This is a genomic window from Limosilactobacillus ingluviei str. Autruche 4 (assembly GCF_000312405.1).
Lineage (GTDB): Bacteria > Bacillota > Bacilli > Lactobacillales > Lactobacillaceae > Limosilactobacillus > Limosilactobacillus ingluviei.
In genome coordinates, this window is the sequence record NZ_HE997173.1 from 762,218 (window position 1) to 782,358 (window position 20,141).

The 20,141-nt window shown below is 53.0% G+C and carries 16 protein-coding genes; all 16 read right to left on the bottom strand.

Annotated elements, in window-relative coordinates; genetic code table 11:
- Positions 1-12: 12 nt before the first annotated feature.
- A complete protein-coding gene (smc, locus tag BN54_RS03745) occupies positions 13-3,570 on the bottom strand; it encodes a chromosome segregation protein SMC (RefSeq protein ID WP_019205810.1) in 3,558 nt (1,185 codons plus the stop codon).
- 9 nt (positions 3,571-3,579) lie between these two features.
- Complete coding sequence (gene rnc / locus BN54_RS03750; RefSeq protein ID WP_019205811.1) at positions 3,580-4,281, bottom strand: ribonuclease III; 702 nt, start codon at positions 4,279-4,281, stop codon at positions 3,580-3,582.
- Between the two features lie 145 nt (positions 4,282-4,426).
- A complete protein-coding gene (gene acpP / locus BN54_RS03755; protein WP_019205812.1) occupies positions 4,427-4,669 on the bottom strand; it encodes an acyl carrier protein in 243 nt (80 codons plus the stop codon).
- 45 nt (positions 4,670-4,714) lie between these two features.
- Positions 4,715-5,758, bottom strand: a complete 1,044-nt coding sequence (gene plsX, locus BN54_RS03760; RefSeq protein ID WP_019205813.1) for a phosphate acyltransferase PlsX — start codon at positions 5,756-5,758, stop codon at positions 4,715-4,717.
- Between the two features lie 20 nt (positions 5,759-5,778).
- Positions 5,779-7,812 (bottom strand): ATP-dependent DNA helicase RecG, encoded by a 2,034-nt coding sequence (gene recG / locus BN54_RS03765; protein ID WP_019205814.1) that lies wholly within the window; start codon positions 7,810-7,812, stop codon positions 5,779-5,781.
- Between the two features lie 77 nt (positions 7,813-7,889).
- Positions 7,890-9,566 carry a DAK2 domain-containing protein gene (locus BN54_RS03770; RefSeq protein WP_019205815.1) on the bottom strand — a complete coding sequence of 559 codons (1,677 nt, stop codon included), beginning with the start codon at positions 9,564-9,566 and terminating at the stop codon, positions 7,890-7,892.
- Between the two features lie 21 nt (positions 9,567-9,587).
- Positions 9,588-9,953 (bottom strand): Asp23/Gls24 family envelope stress response protein, encoded by a 366-nt coding sequence (locus BN54_RS03775; protein WP_019205816.1) that lies wholly within the window; start codon positions 9,951-9,953, stop codon positions 9,588-9,590.
- A 120-nt stretch (positions 9,954-10,073) separates the two neighbouring features.
- The gene (gene rpmB, locus BN54_RS03780; protein ID WP_019205817.1) at positions 10,074-10,262 is read right to left on the bottom strand and encodes a 50S ribosomal protein L28; all 189 of its coding nucleotides are present in this window, start codon (positions 10,260-10,262) and stop codon (positions 10,074-10,076) included.
- 134 nt (positions 10,263-10,396) lie between these two features.
- On the bottom strand, positions 10,397-11,065 hold the full coding sequence (locus tag BN54_RS03785; protein ID WP_019205818.1) for a thiamine diphosphokinase: 669 nt from the start codon (positions 11,063-11,065) through the stop codon (positions 10,397-10,399).
- A gap of 66 nt (positions 11,066-11,131) precedes the next feature.
- Positions 11,132-11,785: a ribulose-phosphate 3-epimerase gene (gene rpe / locus BN54_RS03790; RefSeq protein WP_019205819.1), complete on the bottom strand. Its 654-nt coding sequence runs from the start codon at positions 11,783-11,785 to the stop codon at positions 11,132-11,134.
- Between the two features lie 18 nt (positions 11,786-11,803).
- Positions 11,804-12,676, bottom strand: a complete 873-nt coding sequence (gene rsgA / locus BN54_RS03795; protein WP_019205820.1) for a ribosome small subunit-dependent GTPase A — start codon at positions 12,674-12,676, stop codon at positions 11,804-11,806.
- 23 nt (positions 12,677-12,699) lie between these two features.
- Positions 12,700-14,619: a Stk1 family PASTA domain-containing Ser/Thr kinase gene (gene pknB, locus BN54_RS03800; protein ID WP_019205821.1), complete on the bottom strand. Its 1,920-nt coding sequence runs from the start codon at positions 14,617-14,619 to the stop codon at positions 12,700-12,702.
- 1 nt (position 14,620) lies between these two features.
- A complete protein-coding gene (locus tag BN54_RS03805) occupies positions 14,621-15,364 on the bottom strand; it encodes a Stp1/IreP family PP2C-type Ser/Thr phosphatase (protein ID WP_019205822.1) in 744 nt (247 codons plus the stop codon).
- Positions 15,365-15,385: 21 nt separating this feature from the next.
- Positions 15,386-16,735, bottom strand: coding sequence for a 16S rRNA (cytosine(967)-C(5))-methyltransferase RsmB (gene rsmB / locus BN54_RS03810; RefSeq protein WP_019205823.1), 1,350 nt, complete (start codon positions 16,733-16,735; stop codon positions 15,386-15,388).
- Positions 16,722-17,678: a methionyl-tRNA formyltransferase gene (fmt, locus tag BN54_RS03815; protein ID WP_019205824.1), complete on the bottom strand. Its 957-nt coding sequence runs from the start codon at positions 17,676-17,678 to the stop codon at positions 16,722-16,724. Before fmt ends, rsmB begins: the two co-directional genes overlap by 14 nt.
- Positions 17,679-17,722: 44 nt before the next feature.
- Positions 17,723-20,131 (bottom strand): primosomal protein N', encoded by a 2,409-nt coding sequence (gene priA, locus BN54_RS03820; protein WP_019205825.1) that lies wholly within the window; start codon positions 20,129-20,131, stop codon positions 17,723-17,725.
- Positions 20,132-20,141: the final 10 nt, after the last annotated feature.

Genomic DNA, 20,141 nt, shown 5'->3' on the forward strand with positions numbered 1-20,141 from the left:
CTTCTCACTTCCTTACTTTGTTTGGGCGGCCTTGAGGGTTTGATCAACGTTGACGGTAATCACCTTGGAGACCCCTGAATCTTGCATCGTGACCCCGTATAAGACATCGGCGTTCACCATCGTCCCCTTCCGGTGGGTAATCACGATAAACTGCGGCCCCTGGTTGCCAAAACGGTCCAAATAAGTGGCAAACCGATCCACGTTGACGTCATCAAGGGCCGCTTCGGGTTCATCCAAGATGGCAAAGGGAACCGGATGAACTTTGAGGACGGCAAACAACAGGGCCAGGGCCGTCAACGCTTTTTCTCCCCCGGACAACAGGCTCAACTGCTGATTCTTTTTCCCCGGTGGTTGCGCGTAAATATCGACCCCCGTTTCCAACAGATCATGTGGTTCGGTCAAAATCAATTTGGCCTGGCCCCCGGCAAAGACCTGCTTAAACGTCGTAGCAAAGGCCGTTGAAAGCTGCTGGAAGGTTTGGTTGAAGCGCCGCTTAACCTCTTGGTCCATCTTGGCCATCGTTTGTTTCAATTGGTCTTCGGCTTCCAAGAGGTCAGTTTGTTGGGCCGCTAAGAAATCATAGCGTTCCTTGACCGTTTCGTACTCACCGATTGCGGCCACATTGACTTCCCCCAGCTCTTCAATTCCGCGGTGCAACAGCTTGATTTGCCGCTGCAATTCTTCATCCGGTAAATCAACGACTTGCGCTTTGGCCGCAGCCAGGGTGGTGTGGTATTGCTCACTCAGGTGGTTTTCTCCTTGGTCAATCGTCTGTTCACACGCCAACCGCTGCTCATTGATGCGGGTCAAGTCATCGTAAGCCACCCGCATCAAACCTTGCAGCCGGTCACTTTCGGTTGTCGCGTCGCCGAGGGTTTGTTCCAGCTTCTCCAGTTGATCATTTAATTCGGTGACCTGCGTTTGGGCTGCCGTCAACTCCGCTTGTAAGCTTTGGATTTGCGCTGCTGAAGCCGTTGGGGTCGCCGTTAACCGTTCCTTGGCCGCCGCTAACTGCTCGTTGAGCGCTTGGGCGGTACTTTGTAAACGGGCCAATTCAGCTTGCCGCTCCGCCACGGCGGCCTGGGCTTGGTGCAACCGTTCGGTTTCCACGGCCAGTGCTTGTTGGGCCTGGTGCCGCGCTTCTGCTTGATCAGCGGATTGGCTGGTCAATTGCGTTAGGGCCGCTTGTTTAGCCGCTAATTCCGCTTTCGTCTGGTCCAGTTCGGTTTCCAACTGGTCTGCCGCCGCTTGGGCCGCTTGGACTTGGTCTTCGTACTGACTGTGCTGGGAATCTTGCTGGCTGGTTTGCAATTGCAAGGCCGCAATCTGACGTTGCAGATCCTGCACTTCGCTCGTGACTTGCTGCAAGTGATCCCGTTGCTCACTTAACCTTGCCTGGAGGGTCGTTAATTCCTCAGTCGCAGTTTGCCCCGCAGCTTGCAGGGCTTGCCGTTTTTGTTGCCAAGTTTGCACCGCCTGTTCCGCTTGCTGACTGGCTGTAGTCGCTTGTTGGACGGCCGCTTCAAATTCTTGCTGCCGCTTTTTTTGCGTCAACAAACCAACCCGCTGCTGCTTGGTCTTCCCCCCGGTCATCGCCCCACTGGCGTTGATTAATTCCCCGTTGAGGGTCACGACCCGGAGTTGGTGCCGGCCTAAGCGGGCAATTTCCGTAGCGTGATCCAAATTGTCGGCCACCACGGTGGTCGCCAATAACTGGTCAACAACTGGTTGGTAGCGGGCCTCAAACTGCACCAGATCCACTGCCTTGCCTAACAGCCCCGGGTGGTTAGCTACTGCTGCATAGGCGGCCGGAACCCGCCCGTCGCGCAAACTGTCCAGCGGCAAAATGGTCACCCGGCCCCCGCGGGTGCGGGTCAGGTAGTTAATAATCTGCTTCCCACTGGCTTGACTGTCAACGACCAGGTGTTGCAACTGGCCACCCAGGACCGTTTCCAACGCCAGGGTGTACTCCTTGGGCACCGTCAGTAATTCTCCCACGGCCCCAAACAGACCCGGAAAAGATTGCCGTTGGCGTAAGACATTTTGCACCCCGTAGAAGTAACCGGTATAATCCGCGGCCATCGCCTGGTAATTTTTCAAGCGGGCTTGCTGCGATTGCAAGGTCCCCAGCGCTTGGTACCATTGCTTTTGAGCCGTTTCATACTGCCCTTGGGTTGTTGTTAATTGAGCTTGTAAATCCTGGAGCTGGCCTTGTTTGGCCGTCACTTGCGCCCCCGTCGCTTCCACCGCCGTCTGGGCCGTTGTTAAAGCCGCTTGGCGCGCCTGCAATTGCTCCTGGCGCTGGGCCAAATCGGCGGCGACTTGATCGGCTTGACTTTGGCCCCGCGATTGACTCTGCTTTAAAAAGGTTTGTTGATTGTGCAAGGTCGTCAAACTTTGCAGCTGCTCCACTTGTTGGGCCCGCAAGGCCTCGATTTCTGCCGCCAATTTTGCTTGCTGGTCGGGCGCTTGGGCCGCTTGCAAGGCCGCTAACTGCTCTTTAGCAGCTTGCACGCGGCTTTCATGCTGGCCTTGCGTCTGCTGAGCTGCTTCCACCGCCCTTTGCGCGGCTGCCAACTTGGTCGTTGTCTCGGCTTGTTGCTCCGTCAAGCGGGTGACTTCGGCGGTTAGTTGTTCTTGGCGCACTTGCGCGACCGATTGATCGTTATTTAACTGCCCGATTTCTTGCGTTAACCGTAAAATCGTGGCTTGCTGTTGGTCCTTCGAGTGCAGTAATTTTTGCCGCTGACTTTGTAACTGCCCCGCTTGCGCGTTCGCCGCGTGCACCCGGGCTTCATAATCCGCCGCCAACTTCTCGGCCTGCTGTTTTTGCGTCAAAATCGTGGTCAACCGTTCGTTTGCCGCCTCAACTGCGCGGACCGTCGCGGTTTGGTCCAAACGATCCAAGCGCTGCTTTTGGGCCACGTAATCCTGCGCTAGCGCCCGCTGTTCTTCCAAGGGACCTAAGCGTTGTTGCAGTTCATAGATAATGTCGTTGACCCGGTTTAAATTGTCATTGGTTTCTGCTAACCGGCGCTGCGCCGTTTCCTTATCCGCCTTATACTTACCGACCCCGGCAACGGCTTCAATCATCTTGCGGCGGTCCTGGGGCTTACCGTTAAAGATTTCCGCCACCCGACCTTGGGAAATCACCGCAAACGATTCTTTCCCAATCCCGGAGTCAATGAACAGGTTAACGATGTCTTTTAACCGCACGCTTTGCCCGTTCAACAAGTATTCACTGTCGCCCGAGCGAAACAGCTTCCGGCAGACGGTTACCTCGGTATAAGGGGTGTTTAAATAATGATCGCTGTTATCCAGGGTCAACTTTACCAACGCCCGGTTCAACGGGGCGCGATCAGTCGCCCCATTAAAAATGACGTCGACCATCTTATCCCCCCGCAAGGTCTTAGCGGATTGCTCCCCCATCACCCAGCGGATCGCTTCAATAATGTTGCTCTTACCACTTCCGTTGGGACCGATAATCCCGGTGACCCCGGTTTGGAAGTTGATGACCGTCTTTTCCGCAAAGGACTTAAAGCCATCAATCTCTAATGATACCAGTCGCATGCCAATCCCCTACTTTTTCGTGTGTCGTAATGCTTCTAAGGCCACTTGGGCGGCGGCCATTTCCGCGTGTTTCTTTGAAGAACCCGTCCCCTGGCCAATTACCTGACCATTGGCACTTACGTTGACCGTAAAAATCGGTTCGTTTTCACTGCCGCTTTCCTTTAACAAGTGGTAGACGATCTTCACATCCCCATTGCGTTGCAAAAATTCTTGCAGGGTCGTCTTCGCATCCACGGCGTGATCAAACCACCCTTGGTCCAGCTTCGGGAAAATGACCCGGTGAATAAACTTTTCTACCGCGGCCCGGCCTTGATCTAGGTATAGTGCCCCGATAAAGGCTTCAAAAATATCACACAACAGGCTTGGCCGCTTCCGGGCCCCGGCCATTTCTTCCCCCCGGCCGAGCCGGATGTATTGATCAAAGTGGCATTCTAAGGCAAACTTCGAGAAGCTGTCCTCACAAACCATTGCCGCCCGCAAGCGGGTCAATTTCCCCTGCGGTAATTCCGGAAAGCGCTGGTAGATGTATTCTGAAACAAATAATTGCAGCACCGCATCCCCTAAAAATTCAATCCGTTCATAGTACTTTAAGTGTTCCTTGGGGTGCTCATTTACGTACGAAGCCTGGGTAAAAGCTTCTGCCAACAGGGCAGTGTCCTGGAAATGAATCCCAAATTCTGCTTGCAAATACGCCTGTAATTCTGAAATCATGGTTATCCTTTCCGATTTTTCCTCTGAGATAGGCCGAAGTTTTTCCACCCATCTCACAGGCCGAATCTATGGTCCTGTTAAAGTGTCAGCCGTTAGAAAAAGGCCCCGACGAAGCTCACTTCATCGCGACCCCACTAGCGCATTCTTACTTCTGGTGGGCAGCGATGTAATCTACCACTTCACCAATCGTGCTCAACTTTTCGGCTTCGCTGTCATCAATTTGGGCCCCAAAAGTATCCTCTACTTCAAGCACAAATTCAACGAAGTCAATTGAGTCCGCGTTTAAGTCTGTTTTCAAGTTTAAATCATCCGTAATCTTTGCCCGGTCAATATCAAAGTGATCCGACACAATTGCGGCAATTTGATCAAAGATTTCTTTCTTGTCCATGCTTGTCAAACCTCTTAATCTGTAATTACTAACTTCTCTATTCTATTAGTTTTCCCCCGGCTTGTCCACGGTTTGGCCATTTTCTTCTGCCGCTTGGAAGTACGCGGCCGTCTTTTGGACGACTTGCGATGTCAACATCGTTTGAATCTGGTCAATCGTTGCGACAATCGCTTTTTCATCGGCGGCCCCGTGCGCCTTCACCACCGGGGCCTTCAAGCCCAACAAGACGGCCCCACCGTAATTCGACGGCGTCATTAATTTGGCAATCTTTTTAAAGACCGGCTTTAAGAACACGTAGCCCAATTTGGCCCGCCAACCACCATTCAAAATGCCATCCTTGAGGAGGTGCAAGACCAGTTTAGCCGTCCCTTCCGTAGCCTTCAGGGCGGCGTTGGCGGTCCAACCATCCGACACCACTACGTCGGCTTTGCCATGTAATAATTCACTGGCTTCGACATTCCCCACGAAGTTTAAGCTATCATCCGCCGCTAACAGTTGGTGCACGGCTTTATGGAAGCTGTCCCCCTTGTCGGCCTCGGCCCCATTGTTCAACAAGGCGACCCGGGGATTGGCGACCCCTAACACTTGGCTGGCATAAAACCTGCCCAACTGGGCAAATTGCACCAGGTTGCGTTCCTTGGACTCGGCATTGGCCCCCGAATCCAAGTAGACAAAGCGGGTCGCCTGGGCCGCATTGGGCAGGGCGACCGGTAAAATACTGGTCAAACCGGGCCGATCAATCCCTTTGATCCGTCCCACGATAAACAGGCCGGCCGCTAAAATCGCCCCCGTATTCCCCGCGGAAAAGAAGGCATCGGCTTCGCCATTTTTCACCGCCATTGCCGCCCGCACGAGCGAAGAATCTTTTTTCCGGCGAATGGCCCGCACAGGTTCTTCGCCCATTTCAATTTCTTCGGTCGTGGGAACAATCGTGATCCGGTCTGGATTGCTTAGCTGGGCTTGGACCGCGGTTGGATCACCAAACAGCAGAAATTCTAGGTCGGGGTGTTGATCGCGGGCCCGTTCAATCCCGTTTACCACCACTTTCGGGGCGTGATCGCCACCCATCGCATCAACTGCAATTTTCATTATCAAAGCCTCCATCTTTTTTAGTCAAAGTGCGTCTGTAAGTTTTGCCGGGTTAAGTAGTGCACCAGGGGCTGATTTTCGTCTTGCTGATCCCACTGCGGTTGTTCTAATAAGTTCAACGCATCTTGGCGGGCGTATTGCATCATCTTTAAATCCGCCACTGGATCGGCCACTTTAAATTCTGGCATCCCGGACTGCTTTTTCCCGAGCAAATCGCCCGCGCCCCGCAATTCCAAATCACGTTGCGCGACCACAAAGCCATCGGTCGTCGCCACCATCGTCTCCATCCGCTTTTTACCTTCGCTGGTTTTCGGATCGGCAACCAACAAGCAGTAGGACTGGCGCCCACCCCGCCCAACGCGGCCCCGCAATTGGTGCAGCTGGGCTAGGCCAAAGCGATCCGCATCATAAATCACCATCACCGTCGCGTTCGGGTTGTCGACCCCCACTTCAATCACGGTCGTGGCGACTAGCACTTGGACCTTACCCGCCGCAAAATCAGCCATGACCGCCGCTTTTTCATCATTGCTCATCCGCCCGTGCAACAAGCCAACTTGATACTCCGGCTGAAAGTGGGCGGCCAAGTGCTCATACAGGGCCGTCGCATTTTGGACATCAAGTTTTTCGGATTCTTCAATCAGGGGACTGACCACGTATGCTTGCGCGCCCTGTTGCAATTGAGCGGTTAAAAACGAGAGCGCCGCTTCCCCCTGATCACTTTTAAGCCAAGTCGTCTTGATCGCTTTTCGCCCCGCCGGCAGTTCATCAATCACCGACACATCCATTTCACCATAAGCCGTAATGGATAGGGTCCGTGGAATCGGCGTCGCCGTCATTGCCAACACGTTGGTCTGCAGCCCTTTTTCGCGCAGCAATTTGCGTTGCTCAACCCCAAAGCGGTGTTGCTCGTCAATGATCGCCAAGCCTAAGTTGGCAAAATTGACCTTTGCTTGGATCAAGGCATGAGTCCCAATAATCAAATTACACTGGCCGGCGGCAATTTGTTTGAGCAGCTCGGTATGCTGCTTGGCGGTCAACGAGCCGGTAAGCAAGGCCACGTTAACCGGCGTATCCGCAAAAACTTCGGCCAATTTAGCAGCATGTTGGGCCGCTAAAATTTCAGTTGGTGCCATTAGCGCCGCTTGATGGCCAGTCAGGATGGTCGCATAAATCGCAATCGCGGCGACAATCGTTTTCCCACTGCCGACATCTCCTTGCAGCAGCCGATTCATCTGAAAGGGACTGCGCAAATCACGGCAAATTTCATTCACCACCCGCTTTTGTGCCGCCGTCAGCTCAAAGGGAATGGTCTTGATAAAGGCCCGCAATTCCTCGTTGTCATACCAGATTTGCAAGCCATCCGCCGTCCGGCGGGCCAAGCGCATCGATTGCAGCCGCAACTGAAACAAAAAGACCTCTTCGTAAGCCGCGGTCCGCCGGGCTGCCCTTGCTTGCTCCCCGGTGGTGGGAAAATGTAGCCATTTGATCATGGTCGGGCGGTCCAATAACTGGTAGCGTTGGCGCAACGCCACTGGGAGCAACGTTGCAATCACGTGCCGATACTGGTGAAACGCCACTTCGATCAATTGGTGCAAGGTGGCTTGCTTGACGTGCTTATTGGCCGCGTAAACTGCCCCAATCGTTTCTTCGCCTGGTTTCACCGTTAGCAACTTGGTCCCCAACACCTGTTGGCGGGCCCGCTGCCACGTGCCGACCACCGTCACATCCCCGTTCACTTGTAAATGATCCTTAAAGTACGGTTGGTTAAAAAAGATCACCTGCACCACTTGGTGGCCGGTTTGCAAGCGAAAACTCAAGCGACTTTTTCGGTAACCATACCGACTGACAACCGGGGCAGAAATCACCGTCCCGTGTAAAGTTACCTTTTGCTTATCCACCGCCACTTCTAAATTGGTGGGCGCAAAGTCATCGTAGCGGCTGGGATAATGGGTCAACAAGTCCTCGACCGTGGTAATCCCTAAGGTCGCCAGTTGCTCGGCTTTTTTATCGCCAACGCCCTTTAACGCTGTCACCGGATCTTGTAATGATTGCACACGGCCACCTCCTCAACCATATGTATCGAAAGAAGCCGGACCCAAGTGTTCACTTGCCATCCGACCCTTATTAAAAATTATTCAACCGAAATCAAGTATGGGTAAACTGGTTGATCCCCTTCATAGATTTGAACATCTAATTCATCATCTTGCGTCAGGATCTGTTCCTTCAGGGCTTCGGCGGCTTCCTTACTGCCGTCGGCCCCGTACAAAATCGTAACCACTTCACTGTCTTCATCCAGCATGGCCGCCACCATCTTTTCAGCGGCAGCTTCCACAGTCGGCGCGACAGCCACAATTTCGCCATCGACGATCCCCATGTAATCGTCCTTGTGGATCGTTTGACCGTTCAATTGGGTATCCCGCACCGCGACCGTAACTTCACCACTGGCCACGTTGCCCAACACACTTTCCATGGCTGCTTGGTTATCCGCCAGGCTGGCTTCTGGATTATATTCCAACAAAGCACTCATCGCTTGGGCAATCGTCTTGGTATGCACAATCTGAACGGGAATATCCGCCACTTGGGCCGCTTGTTCGGCGGCCATAAAGATGTTGCCGTTGTTTGGCAGGATCAAGGCTTGCTTGGCGCCGGACTGATTGATCGCATCCGCTAAGTCCTGGATGCTTGGGTTCATCGTTTGGCCCCCCGCAATCACTTGGGTCACACCTAAGCTTTGCAAGAGCTTGGCCACCCCATCCCCGGATGCCACAGCAATCACCGCCGTGGCTGGCGTTTCTTGCGGTGCGGCGGCCGTTGGTTGGGCGGGCTGATCTTCTTTCATGATCTCTTCTTGTTGCCACCGCATGTTATCAACCTTGACGGTCTGCAGATCCCCAAATTGTTGGCCCCACGTCAAAACCTTCCCCGGATGTTCCGTGTGGACGTGGACTTTGACAACTTCATCGTCATTGATCACTAACAGGCTGTCACCCAAGTCCGCCAAGTAATTGTAGAACGTTTCGTAATCAAAGGCTTGGGTCACTTGCTTGCCCTTACCAAGCCGCACCATCATTTGGGTACAGTAGCCAAATTCAATGTCATCTGGATCCAACTTGCCTTGGGCACTTTGGTGGTGCTTGGCGTTGATCATTTCATCCATTTGGGCATTGTCTGGCAATTCATCAGCAATTTCTTCCCCGGTCAAGGCCCCATAAAAGGCGTGCAAAACAAAGGCCAAGCCTTGGCCGCCGGAGTCAACCACGCCGACTTCTTTTAAGACCGGTAATAATTCCGGCGTCTTTTGCAAGGCGGCATCCGCGGCCGCGACAATCGCGGCTAACACGGCTTCTAAGTCATCCGTCTCTTTGACCTTGTTTAACCCCGCTTGGGCCGATTCACGGACGACGGTTAAAATCGTCCCTTCAGTTGGCTTCATCACTGCCTTATAAGCCGTTTTGGCCCCATTGGCATACGCGTCAACAAAATCCTTGGTCGATAAGGTAGTTTTGCCTTCACAACCCTTGGCAAAGCCCCGGAAAATTTGGGATAAGATGACCCCGGAGTTGCCCCGGGCCCCCATTAACAGTCCCTTGGCCACGCTTTGGGCCAGCTCACCAACCGCGGTGCTGGTCGCTTCTCGTTCATACTTGGCCCCGCTGGCCATTGACATGGACATGTTCGTCCCCGTATCACCATCCGGAACCGGAAAGACGTTCAAGGAATTGATAAACTCAGCTTGTTGATTTAATTTAGCAGCGGCGGCTTGCACCATCTTGCCAAATTCGAGATTCGTAATCGTAGTAACTGCCAAAATTTTTCCTCCAACTATCGCTTAATCATCGCCCAGGACCCGGACCCCTTGGACGCAGACATTAACTTCATTGGCGGTGATCCCAAGCATTGATTCTAAGTTGTACTTAACCTTGTTTTGGACGCTCTTGGACACTTCGGAAATCTTCGTACCAAAACCGACGATAATGTTAACCTCGACTTCGATCCCATTATCATCTTGCTTGATCACAACACCCTTACTGTAATTATCCCGTTGTAAAATTGAGTTGACCCCATCGCGCAACGGATTACGACTGGCCATTCCAACGACACCATAATTATCAGTGGCGGCCCCGCCAACGACCGTTGAAATCACATCGTTTGCAATGTCAATCGTGCCAGCCTTTGTCTTAATCTTTACTGCCATGAAAATGGCCTCCTTTTCGCTCAAAGTCACCATCATCTTATCATAGATAACGCGCTGAAAAAAGTTTCGCTCCCCGGCGGGGGTAAAAAAATAAGCCGCCCGCTGCGGACGGCCTATTTCTTAGTGAACGCGGGTAACCTTACCCGACTTCAGCGTACGGGCTGAAACGTAAACCTTCTTTGGCTTACCATTAACTAAAATGGTTGCTTTTTGCAAGTTTGGCTTCCAGCTACGACGACTTGAGTTCAGGGCGTGCGAACGCTTGTTACCGAAGCGTGTCCGTTTACCGGTGATATAATCCTTAGCCATCTGGGGACCCTCCTCTCCTCATCAATTTTCTCAGTAGCGCCTAAGCGCTGTAACTCACCTAAATAATTTACCATAGCAACCGGGACTTTTCAATAGTTTTCTTTCAAGTAATTTACCTTGACAGGAGCAAAAGCCTACCGGCGGGCCGTCGCCGGGCTGTCCTTGCTTTGAATCACCGCAACAATCCCGCTTTTAAACGAAAAGTGGTTCACGGGCCCAGCAAATTCATTACTGGACCACGAAATCGGAATCGGGGCATCATAGTCCGTCAACCGGTACTTTTCATCTGGCAAGGTCAAGCCGGTCACCGGGGTTAAATTCACAAAGGCCAGATATTTCATCCCCGGCAATTGATGCAAGGTATGAAAGCCCGGGCGAAAATAACGGACTTCATTTTGCCGGTCGATGATCACCAATTTTTCTAAACAGGGCTGAAACTCCGCCATGAGGGGAAAGTACAGATTAGCCAACAGTTGGTCTAAGCGCCCACCCGTGGCCCCAAACAGATTGATTTGATCCGCCTTCAATTCTTCCAATGCTGCTTTGACCCCAATTTGGGTATCGGTATAATCCTTTTCCGGCGGGTAAAAGCGGACCGTCGGCACCTGGGCTTGGAGGGTCGCTAACTTCGCTGGCTGGGTCGAATCAAAGTCGCCCAGGGCCATTAAGGGCACAATCCCCCGCTCTAATAAGTACGTCGCCCCATAATCGACCCCGACCCACGGCTCCGCTTGCCGCGCTAGGACAAGTGCTTCCGGAATTTCTTGGGCGGGGCCCCCCACCATTACGTTGACGATTCGCATCCTACTTCCCCCGCTTCTATGGTCAGTCAGTGACAAAAAGCGCCGGCCCATTGCCGACGCAAAAAATTACTTGGTGGCTGCCTTGATCGCGTTGATCCGTTCCGCCGGATCAGCGGCCCCGTATACGTAAGAACCAGCTACGGCCACCGTAGCCCCAGCTTCGTAGCAAGGGACCACCGTTTCGGCGTTGACCCCACCATCAATTTCGATGTCAAAGTCGTAGCCGTTAGCTTGCTTCAATTCATTTAATTCGGCAATCTTCGCCACCGTTTCCGGCAGGAACTTTTGGCCCCCAAAGCCTGGGTTCACCGTCATGACCAAGACTTGGTCCACCATGTGTAAGACCGGCTTGATAGCTTCAACTGGCGTTCCAGGGTTGATTACCACTTCCGCCTTGACCCCACCATTTTTGATAATTTGCAAGGCCCGGTGAATGTGTTGGGTCGCTTCGACTTGAACCCCAATAATGTCCGCCCCTGCTTCAATGAAGTCTGGCAAAATGTGTTCCGGATTTTGAACCATCAAGTGGACGTCCAAAACCATCTTCGAAATCGGCCGAATTGCCTTCACAAAGCCCGGCCCATACGAAATGCTTGGTACAAAGGTCCCATCCATCACATCAATGTGAAGGAACTCGGCCCCGGCTTGTTCAACCTTTTCAATGTCCTTTTGCAAGTTAACGTAATCCGCACTCAAAATCGAAGGTGCAACCTTAATCATAAGAAACTCTCCTCACTCTTAGTAAATTGGCTTTTGGTTGACAATCAAGTCATGGAATTGACAATAATCATCATACCGCGACGGCATTATTTTACCATTTTCAAGCGCATTTTTCACGGCACAACCCGGTTCTTTTAAGTGTAAACAGCCCCGGAATTTGCATTCCGGCGCTAAGGCTTGAAATTCATAAAACAACTGGGGTAAATCATTAACCGTCATTGGAAAATCTTCATAGGACGAAAAGCCCGGGGTATCGGCAACCAGCGCCCCGTTAACCTCTAGCAGGCTGACCGTCCGGGTGGTATGCCGCCCCCGCTTGAGGGCCTTGGAAATTTCGCCGGTTTTAAGGTTTAATTCCGGCGCTAAGTGGTTTAACAGCGTCGATTTCCCCGCCCCGGTCTGGCCCATCATCGTGACCACTTTCCCGGCCAAGCGACTGGTCAGTTGATCCAGGGTCGCTTGCGCAAAGGGGGCTTCATCCAACCAGACTTCATAGCCGATTGCCCGGTAGCCCGCCGCTACTTTGGCTAAGTGCGCGTATTCCGCCGGGGACAATAAATCCGTTTTGGAAAAATACAGCAGCGCATCCACCTTCTGCCAAGCCAAGGCCACTAACTGGCGATCCAATAAATTCGGCGAGAAATCCGGTTCCTTAGCAGCGGTTACCACCACGGCCGTATCAACGTTGGCCACCAGGGGCCGGACAAGGGCGTTTTCGCGGGGCAAAATTTTTAGCAGGTAACCCTCTTCGCTGAATTCCACGTGGTCCCCCACCAATGGCTTTTGCCCTTTTTTACGGAAATTGCCCCGCGCCCGGGTCCGATAAACCTGGCCATCGGCTAAAATGTCATAAAAGCCACTTAATGATTGTTGAATAATTCCGGTTTTCAAAAATTACCTCCTTTAGGTCGTCGTTAACCCGTGATATTGGTTGCACTCATAATCGTCCGGCCATTGCGAATCACCTTGTAAGCCCCCATTTGGTTGTCCCGGAGGGTAAAGGGCACGTAAATGACCGTTTCTTGGTTAATGGTAATGTCTTCGTATTCCATCGTTAAGTTGTGATAAGCATCGCTGATGTAGACCTGGACCCGATTCTCTTTGCGCCCGTTGTTACTGTCAAACGGAATACTGATCTGAATATTGGTCGTCTTCAGCTGATCCCCTGACGTGGCTACGGTCACCGTGAGCGTGTCACCTTGGGCCAGCGTCGAGCCGGCCTTTGGCGTTTGGGCCAAAACCCGGTTGGTGGCCACGGTGGTCGACTTCTTCTTCGTTTCCGTCAACTGCAACCCGTGCTCGTTGGCAAAGGCTTGGACGTCTTTAATATCCTTATTCTTAAAGTTAGGAATTTTAATTTGTTTCCGCCCAGCGCTAACCGTTAAGGTAACCACCTGCTTGGTCGGTTGGATCGTTTTGCCCGCCGTTACATTCTGCTTGATAATTTGTCCCTCGGCGACCTCATCAGAATATTTCTTTTGAATCTTCACGGTAAAGCCAAGGTTTTCAAGCTGTTGTTGGGCTTGATCCACATCGGTCCCCACTAAATCCTTCATTTTCCAGTGGGCTACCCCGTCGCTGACCACCAAGTTGACTGCCCGCCCATAGCGGACCTTAGCGGCACTAGCTGGCTTAATCACCTTTCCTTTGGCAACCGTCGCACTGTTTTCCCGGGTAATAGTCCCGATCTTCAAATGATGGTGGGCCAAAATTCGGCTGGCCTGCACGGGGGTCTTCCCCGCCACCGTTGGCACGGCAATCGGCCGATTAAAGTACCATAAGCCCCCGAGCGCCATCACAATCACCACAGCCAACGCGACTAACAACCCCCGCAACCAGTTGCTGTGCGCTTTGGTCGGCAACGGCGCCAGTTGCTTGGTGTCATCTTCAGCGTGGTCTTGCTCGGCTTGCTGTTGGGCTTGGTGATCCGCCGCTTTTAGTTCCGCTAGATCTAATACCCGGGTCTGGTCATCACAGGCGTCATGTTCTTGAAACCGGGGCTCGGTCTCCCGGCCCGGATTCAGCGCCGTCTTTAAATCGGCCGCCATCGCCGCCGCCGATTCATACCGTTGTTGCGGTGACTTAGCCGTCGCCTTATACACCACATTTGCCAATGGTTGCGGAATCGCTGGATTGATATCACGGACGGACGGCATTTCATCCCGAAAGTGTTTCAAAGCAATTGAAACCGCCGTTTCTCCTTCAAATGGGACATGACCGGTCAGTAATTCAAATAAAATAATCCCGAGGGAGTAAATGTCCGACCGCTCGGTAGCAATGCTGCCCCGTGCTTGCTCGGGCGACAAATAGTGCACGGACCCCACCAACGTATTGGTTTGGGTCAACGAATTGGCCGTTGACGCCATGGCAATCCCAAAGTCCGTAATTTTAATATTCTTATCTTCATCAATCAGGATGTTTTGGGGCTTAAGATCGCGGTGAATAATCCCATGGCGGTGCGCCGTCTCAACTGCCGCCAGTACCTGTTCCATAATATCCACCACTTGGGGGAGCGGAATGGGATAATTCTGCTTGATAAAGGCTTTCAGATCGGTTCCTTCGACGTATTGCATGACCATATATTGCATGCCATGGTCCGTTCCCACATCATAAACGCCGACGATATGCGGATCATTGAGTTGGGTCGCCGCCATCGCTTCGCGTTCAAACCGGCGCTGGGTCTTCGGATCATCCCGCAAATCCATCCGCAACAGTTTCACTGAAACTTTCCGTTCTAAGACTTGGTCATAAGCAAGGTATACATTTGCCATCCCACCCTCACCGAGTGGACGAAGGATCCGGTACCGGTTGTTCAGCTTGTATCCGGATTTCATACTATTCCCTTTCTTGGTCGAACTCGCCAACTAGTACCGTGATATTATCCAGGCCCCCAGCATTATTGGCCAAGGCTACCAAGCGTTCACATTTCGCTGTGACCGTTAACGTCGGATCTAATAAAACCGCTGTTAACGCATCATGTTCAACCATCTTGGAGAGCCCATCGGAGCACAATAAAAGCTGGTCCCCCGCTTGCAAGACAAAAGCATTCACCTCGACTTCGGCATCGGGTGAAACCCCGATGGCCCGCGTAATGATGTTCTTTTGCGGCGAGCGACGGGCCTGTTGCTCAGTCATATCACCATTTTTTACCAGTTCATTGACTAGGGAGTGGTCAACGGTTACTTGGTTTAATTGCCGGTCGTGCAAGACATAGCCCCGGCTGTCACCAATGTTGGCCACGACAATGACTCCCTTGGGCAAGGTCACTGCCGCCACCAAGGTCGTTCCCATCCCCCGGTAGTTCAACTTTTCATTTGCTTTTTTTAATAAGAGTTGGTTTGCCAGCGTCACTTGGTCTTGCAACCATTTTTTAGCATGCTTGACACTTTTGGGTGCGCTTTGGCAAAAGTTCTGACCAAGCAAGCGAACCGTCGTTGCGGCCGCGATGTCACCACCGCGATTGCCACCGATCCCATCGGCAATTACCGCCAATTGACGCTTACCATTTTCAAAGAGCGCCACCCGGTCTTGATTTTGCGACCGTTGACGGCCGATGTCAGATAAGTAATCAATTTTCATTGGTCTATTAGTAAATCCCTTCTACTCGACTCGTTTCAAAGTGGCAATAAAGAATCCATCCGAGCCGTAGTCACTTGGTAGAATCGTCAGCGTTTTCGCTGCTCGGTCAGCTTTTAGGGCACGTGCGGTTTGCGTTTTTTCTAAGGCAAAATTGGGGTGCGTCGCCAAAAAGGCGGCCACCGTTTGATCATTCTCTTCTTTTAGAATGGTGCACGTACTATAAGTTATTATACCGCCCTTTTTAATTTTTGGGGCAACTGCCGCCAAAATTGCCAATTGAATTTCATGCAACCGTTGACTGTCGCGGAAAGTTTTTTGGTAACGAATTTCCGGTTTCCGCCGCAGGAGGCCCAACCCGCTGCATGGCGCATCAACCACTGCCGCATCTAAACTGCCGTCAGCCAAGAATGCTAACTGCCGGGCATCGCCTTGCCGCGCTGAAACGCGCGTCGCTAACCCCAAGCGCGCCATGTTCTTTTGAATCAGTTTCACCTTGTGGTCATGAATATCCAGCGCCACGACCTGACTAGCGGGCTTGGTCAGGGCCGCAGCGACTTGCCCCGTCTTGCCGCCCGGCGCACTGCAAGCGTCCAGGACCAAGGTGGCTTGACTTAAATCATAAACCTGGCCCAGACTTTCCACTGCCAACATCGCACTTTCGTCTTGCACTGTCACAACCCCTTGGGCAAACGCTTGGCTGGCCAATAAATCCCCGCTCTGGACGATCAACCCATCGGCTGCCACTTGACTTGGCTGCGTCTGGACCCCTTCAGCTGCCAATTGAGCCTGGGCTTGCGCCAGACTTGCCTTGGCGCGGTTCACCCGAATACTCAAGCGTGCGGGTTCATTAATTGCCTGGCCAATTGCCGCCACCGTTGTCAAATCATATTCGGCGGCCAGTTGCTTTACCAACCACGCTGGCAAACTGCTCGTCAAACTGATCCGCTGGATGGGATCTGAAATGGCCGCAAAATCAGGCCAGCCGGCTTTTAAAGCTGCGTGCAAGACCCCGGTCACAAACTTGCGAATCCCGGCATTGCCCCGCCACTTAGCGATTTCAATTGCTTCATTGGTCGCCGCAAAATCAGGGACCCGTTCTAAATAATGGTACTGATAAAGCGTTATCAATAGCAGCTGTTTGACCCACGGATCCAGTTTCCGGCGGGTGAATTGTTGCAGCCAATACTCCAGGCTTAATTGATGCTGTAAGGTTCCGTAGACGAGCGTGGTCAATAAATGTTTATCAGCAACCGTTAATTGATGCCGTTTTAACACCTGGTTTAGTTCCAAATTCGAGTACGCGCCCTGCCGGTTAATCCGTTCTAAAACCGTCACGGCTAAATTGCGGGGCGAATTTTTAATCGTTGTCATCAGTAATTGCTTGCACTCCTGCCTTTAAATTTTGGTGACCATTTAAGTATGCCGTGATATCCATGGCGGGCTTGCCGGCGGGCTTCAGCCGGTCAATCCGGTAGGTCGTCCCTTGACCACCCGCCAAAATCAAGGCATGCTTTTCCACCCGGACAACCGTCCCGGGCGCTTGGGTCGTGGTTTCCGCCAGGGGAGTCGTGGCCAGCAGCTTCGTCACTACCCCATCAATCACCATGTTGGCCAGGGGCCGCGGCCGTAACGCCCGCACCTTGGCATCAATCAACCGGGCCGGCAACCGGTAGTCAATGCGTTCCTGCGCGGTCGTAATATTGGGCGAAAAGACGACTTGACTTTCATCTTGGGGCTGAGCTTCAATCTCACCAGCCAATAACTTAGGCAGCGTGGCCATGAGTAAATCCCGCCCCAAGTAGCTCAATTTTTCAAACATCGTGCCCGCATCATCGGTGGCTTCAATTGGCAAGGCTTGCTTAGCTAGCACCGCACCGGCATCCATTTGCTTGACCATGTACATAATCGAGACCCCCGTCTCAGCGTCCCCATTCATAATGGCGTACTGAATCGGCGCCCCGCCCCGGTATTTCGGCAATAAGGAGCCGTGAACGTTAATTGCCGCCACGCGGGCAGCAGCCAGCAAGCGGGTTGGCAAAAATTGGCCGTAAGCAGCGGTAATCATTAAATCCGGTGCCATCGCCACCAGCTCGTCCAATTCCGCGCTTTGGCTGAGCTTGGCTGGTTGGAAGACCTTAATTCCAGCCGCTTGGGCCACTTGTTTGACCGGGGACGCCGTCAATTGGTGTTTGCGCCCTACCCGACGATCGGGTTGAGTCAACACGGCTTGCACGTCGTAAGCCGGGTCCGCCAGCAAGGCTTCTAAAATCGGTACCGCAAACTGCGGGGTTCCCATAAAGACAACAGATGTCATTGTCATCATCCTTTCATTGGTTCGATCGGTTTCACGTGAAACGGTTACATAAAATACTGGGGATCCGGATCAATTGCAAAATGAAGCTGCCGGTCGCGCTGGATCTCATGTTGCAGCGCGGTCAACAATTGGTGCAGGGCCGGATCATGCCGGTACTTGATCACAATCTGATAGTAATACTGATTTTTAATGCGCGCAATCGCCCGGGGCGTCGGGCCCAAGACCACCGTCTCAGGCGCCAAATGCCCCTGCAAACGCCGGGCCAGCTGATGAATCACTTTAGCCGCCGCTTTTTCTTCGGGGTGGGCCACCATCAAGCGCACCGTGTAAAAATAAGGCGGGTACTGCGCTTGTTTTCGCAATTGCATTTCCGCGCCAAAAAAGGCCTCATAATTACCCGTCTGGGCCAGTTGAATCACGTAATTATCGGGATTGTAAGTTTGGATAAAGACTTGTCCCGCTTTATCCGCTCGCCCGGCCCGGCCACTAACTTGAGCGAGCAGGTCAAAGGTCCGCTCACCGGCCCGAAAATCGGGTAAATCCAGGCCCGTGTCAGCATTTAACACCCCCACCAAGGTTACATTGGGGAAATCCAGCCCCTTAGCAATCATTTGCGTTCCCAGCAAAATATCTGCTTGGTGCTGACCAAAGGCTTGTAGAAGTTTGGCATGTTGGCCTTTGCGTCGGGTTGTGTCCACATCCATCCGAATTACCCGGGCCGCTGGCAAACGGCGTTTTAACTCCGCTTCCACCTTTTCCGTCCCCGTCCCATAATAGCGGATTTGGCGACTGGCACAATGGGGACATTGTTGCGGAATGGGAGCCTCAAAACCACAGTAGTGACACTTCATATTCTGCGTGGCCAAGTGTAAGGTCAAGGAGATATCACAGTTCGGGCACTTCAGCACGTAGCCACAATCCCGACACATCATAAACGAGGAGAAGCCCCGCCGGTTTAACAGCAAAATGCTCTGCTCGCCCTTGGCCAAACGAGCTTGTACGGCCGCTAACAAGGCCCGGGAAAAGTTGCTTTCGCCCCCTTGGCGCGGTTCTTGGCGCATATCAACGACCGTTACCGGCGGCAGCGGTTGCTGATTAACCCGGTGGGTGAGGGTCAGCAAGCGATAATTGCCCGTTTTGGCCCGGGCATAGCTCTCTAAGCTGGGGGTGGCTGATCCTAGCACCACGGCGGCGTGGTGGTATTGCGCGCGCCATTTGGCTACTTCGCGCGCATGATAGCGCGGCGCGTCTTCTTGTTTATACGAACTTTCGTGTTCTTCATCAATCACAATCAGACCCAGCTTCGGCAAGGGCGCAAAAATGGCGGACCGGGTCCCCACCACTACTTGCACCTCCTGCCTTTGAATCCGCCGCCATTCGTCATACCGCTCCCCATTTGAAAGCCCGGAGTGCAAAATGGCCACCCGCTGCCCAAACCGACCGCGAACTCGTTGCACCATCTGCGGCGTCAAGGCAATTTCTGGCACCAACATTAACGCCGTCTGGCCGTTAGCCAACGCCGCCGCCATTGCCCGCAAGTACACTTCCGTCTTGCCACTGCCGGTCACCCCTTTTAAGAGGAAGGTGGGGGCCGTGGGCGCTTGAATGCCCGCTTGGATCGCCGTGACAGCTGCCGTTTGTTCCGCGTTCAACGTCACGGGCCGGTCCGCGCCTTTCGTTTGCGTCATCGGCGTCCGCAACTGTTCTACCAGGCTCTTTTTCAACCAGCCCCGCTGTTCTCCTAACCGAAACGTGGCCAAACTCAAGCCAGTTTGTTGCCGCGCGGCTTTTAGCGGCACTTTTTGCGCCCCCAAGCCTTGCAAGTAGACCAACAAGCGTTGCTGAGCCTTGGCATTTTTGGGTACCGTGGCCAACAACTCCTCATAGGCTTCAAAATCCAACGTCGCTTGCAAAGCGGTCACCTGCTTGGCGCGGGCTTGATCCTCAACGGCATACTCGATTTGGACCTTGCCGGCCCGCTTCAATTTCACCAGTTCATGCATCGCCGTCGGATCAGTCTGCACCTGGGCCAGATCCAGGGTCACTGCTTCGCCAAACAAGCTCTGCTGTAACTGCGGATCAAATTCATCAATCACCCGGACCAACCGCTTAGTCTTAGCCTTCAGAAGGTTAGGCAGCATGGTATACAAGCAGCTGATCCAAAAGGCATAGGTATGATCGGCCAGCCACTTGCTCAGCGCTAACATTTCTGGATTCAAAACCGGCGTCAGATCCATCAAGGCCGTGAGCTCCTTAAGCGCTCCTTGGTAGGCGCTCTCTGTTTGTCCCGTGGCCACGACAAAGCCCTGGACTTCCCGGTGCCCCCGCCCAAAGGGGACAATTACTCGCATCCCCGCTTCAACTTGATTAGTTAACCGTTCGGGCACCAAGTAAGTATAGGGCCGGTTGGTCTGCATCGTTGGCACATCGACAATTACTTGGACCGTTTGCAAAGTACCACCC

Excerpts from the sequence above, each read along its gene's own strand:
- smc (WP_019205810.1), bottom strand. The coding sequence starts at position 3,570 with ATGCGACTGGTATCATTAGAGATTGATGGCTTTAAGTCCTTTGCGGAA.
- rpe (WP_019205819.1), bottom strand. The coding sequence starts at position 11,785 with ATGATTAAGGTTGCACCTTCGATTTTGAGTGCGGATTACGTTAACTTG.
- plsX (WP_019205813.1), bottom strand. The coding sequence starts at position 5,758 with ATGAAAATTGCAGTTGATGCGATGGGTGGCGATCACGCCCCGAAAGTG.
- BN54_RS03775 (WP_019205816.1), bottom strand. The coding sequence starts at position 9,953 with ATGGCAGTAAAGATTAAGACAAAGGCTGGCACGATTGACATTGCAAAC.
- BN54_RS03805 (WP_019205822.1), bottom strand. The coding sequence starts at position 15,364 with ATGAAAATTGATTACTTATCTGACATCGGCCGTCAACGGTCGCAAAAT.
- fmt (WP_019205824.1), bottom strand. The coding sequence starts at position 17,678 with ATGACATCTGTTGTCTTTATGGGAACCCCGCAGTTTGCGGTACCGATT.
- rsmB (WP_019205823.1), bottom strand. The coding sequence starts at position 16,735 with ATGACAACGATTAAAAATTCGCCCCGCAATTTAGCCGTGACGGTTTTA.
- acpP (WP_019205812.1), bottom strand. The coding sequence starts at position 4,669 with ATGGACAAGAAAGAAATCTTTGATCAAATTGCCGCAATTGTGTCGGAT.
- pknB (WP_019205821.1), bottom strand. The coding sequence starts at position 14,619 with ATGAAATCCGGATACAAGCTGAACAACCGGTACCGGATCCTTCGTCCA.
- BN54_RS03785 (WP_019205818.1), bottom strand. The coding sequence starts at position 11,065 with ATGCGAATCGTCAACGTAATGGTGGGGGGCCCCGCCCAAGAAATTCCG.
- rpmB (WP_019205817.1), bottom strand. The coding sequence starts at position 10,262 with ATGGCTAAGGATTATATCACCGGTAAACGGACACGCTTCGGTAACAAG.
- rnc (WP_019205811.1), bottom strand. The coding sequence starts at position 4,281 with ATGATTTCAGAATTACAGGCGTATTTGCAAGCAGAATTTGGGATTCAT.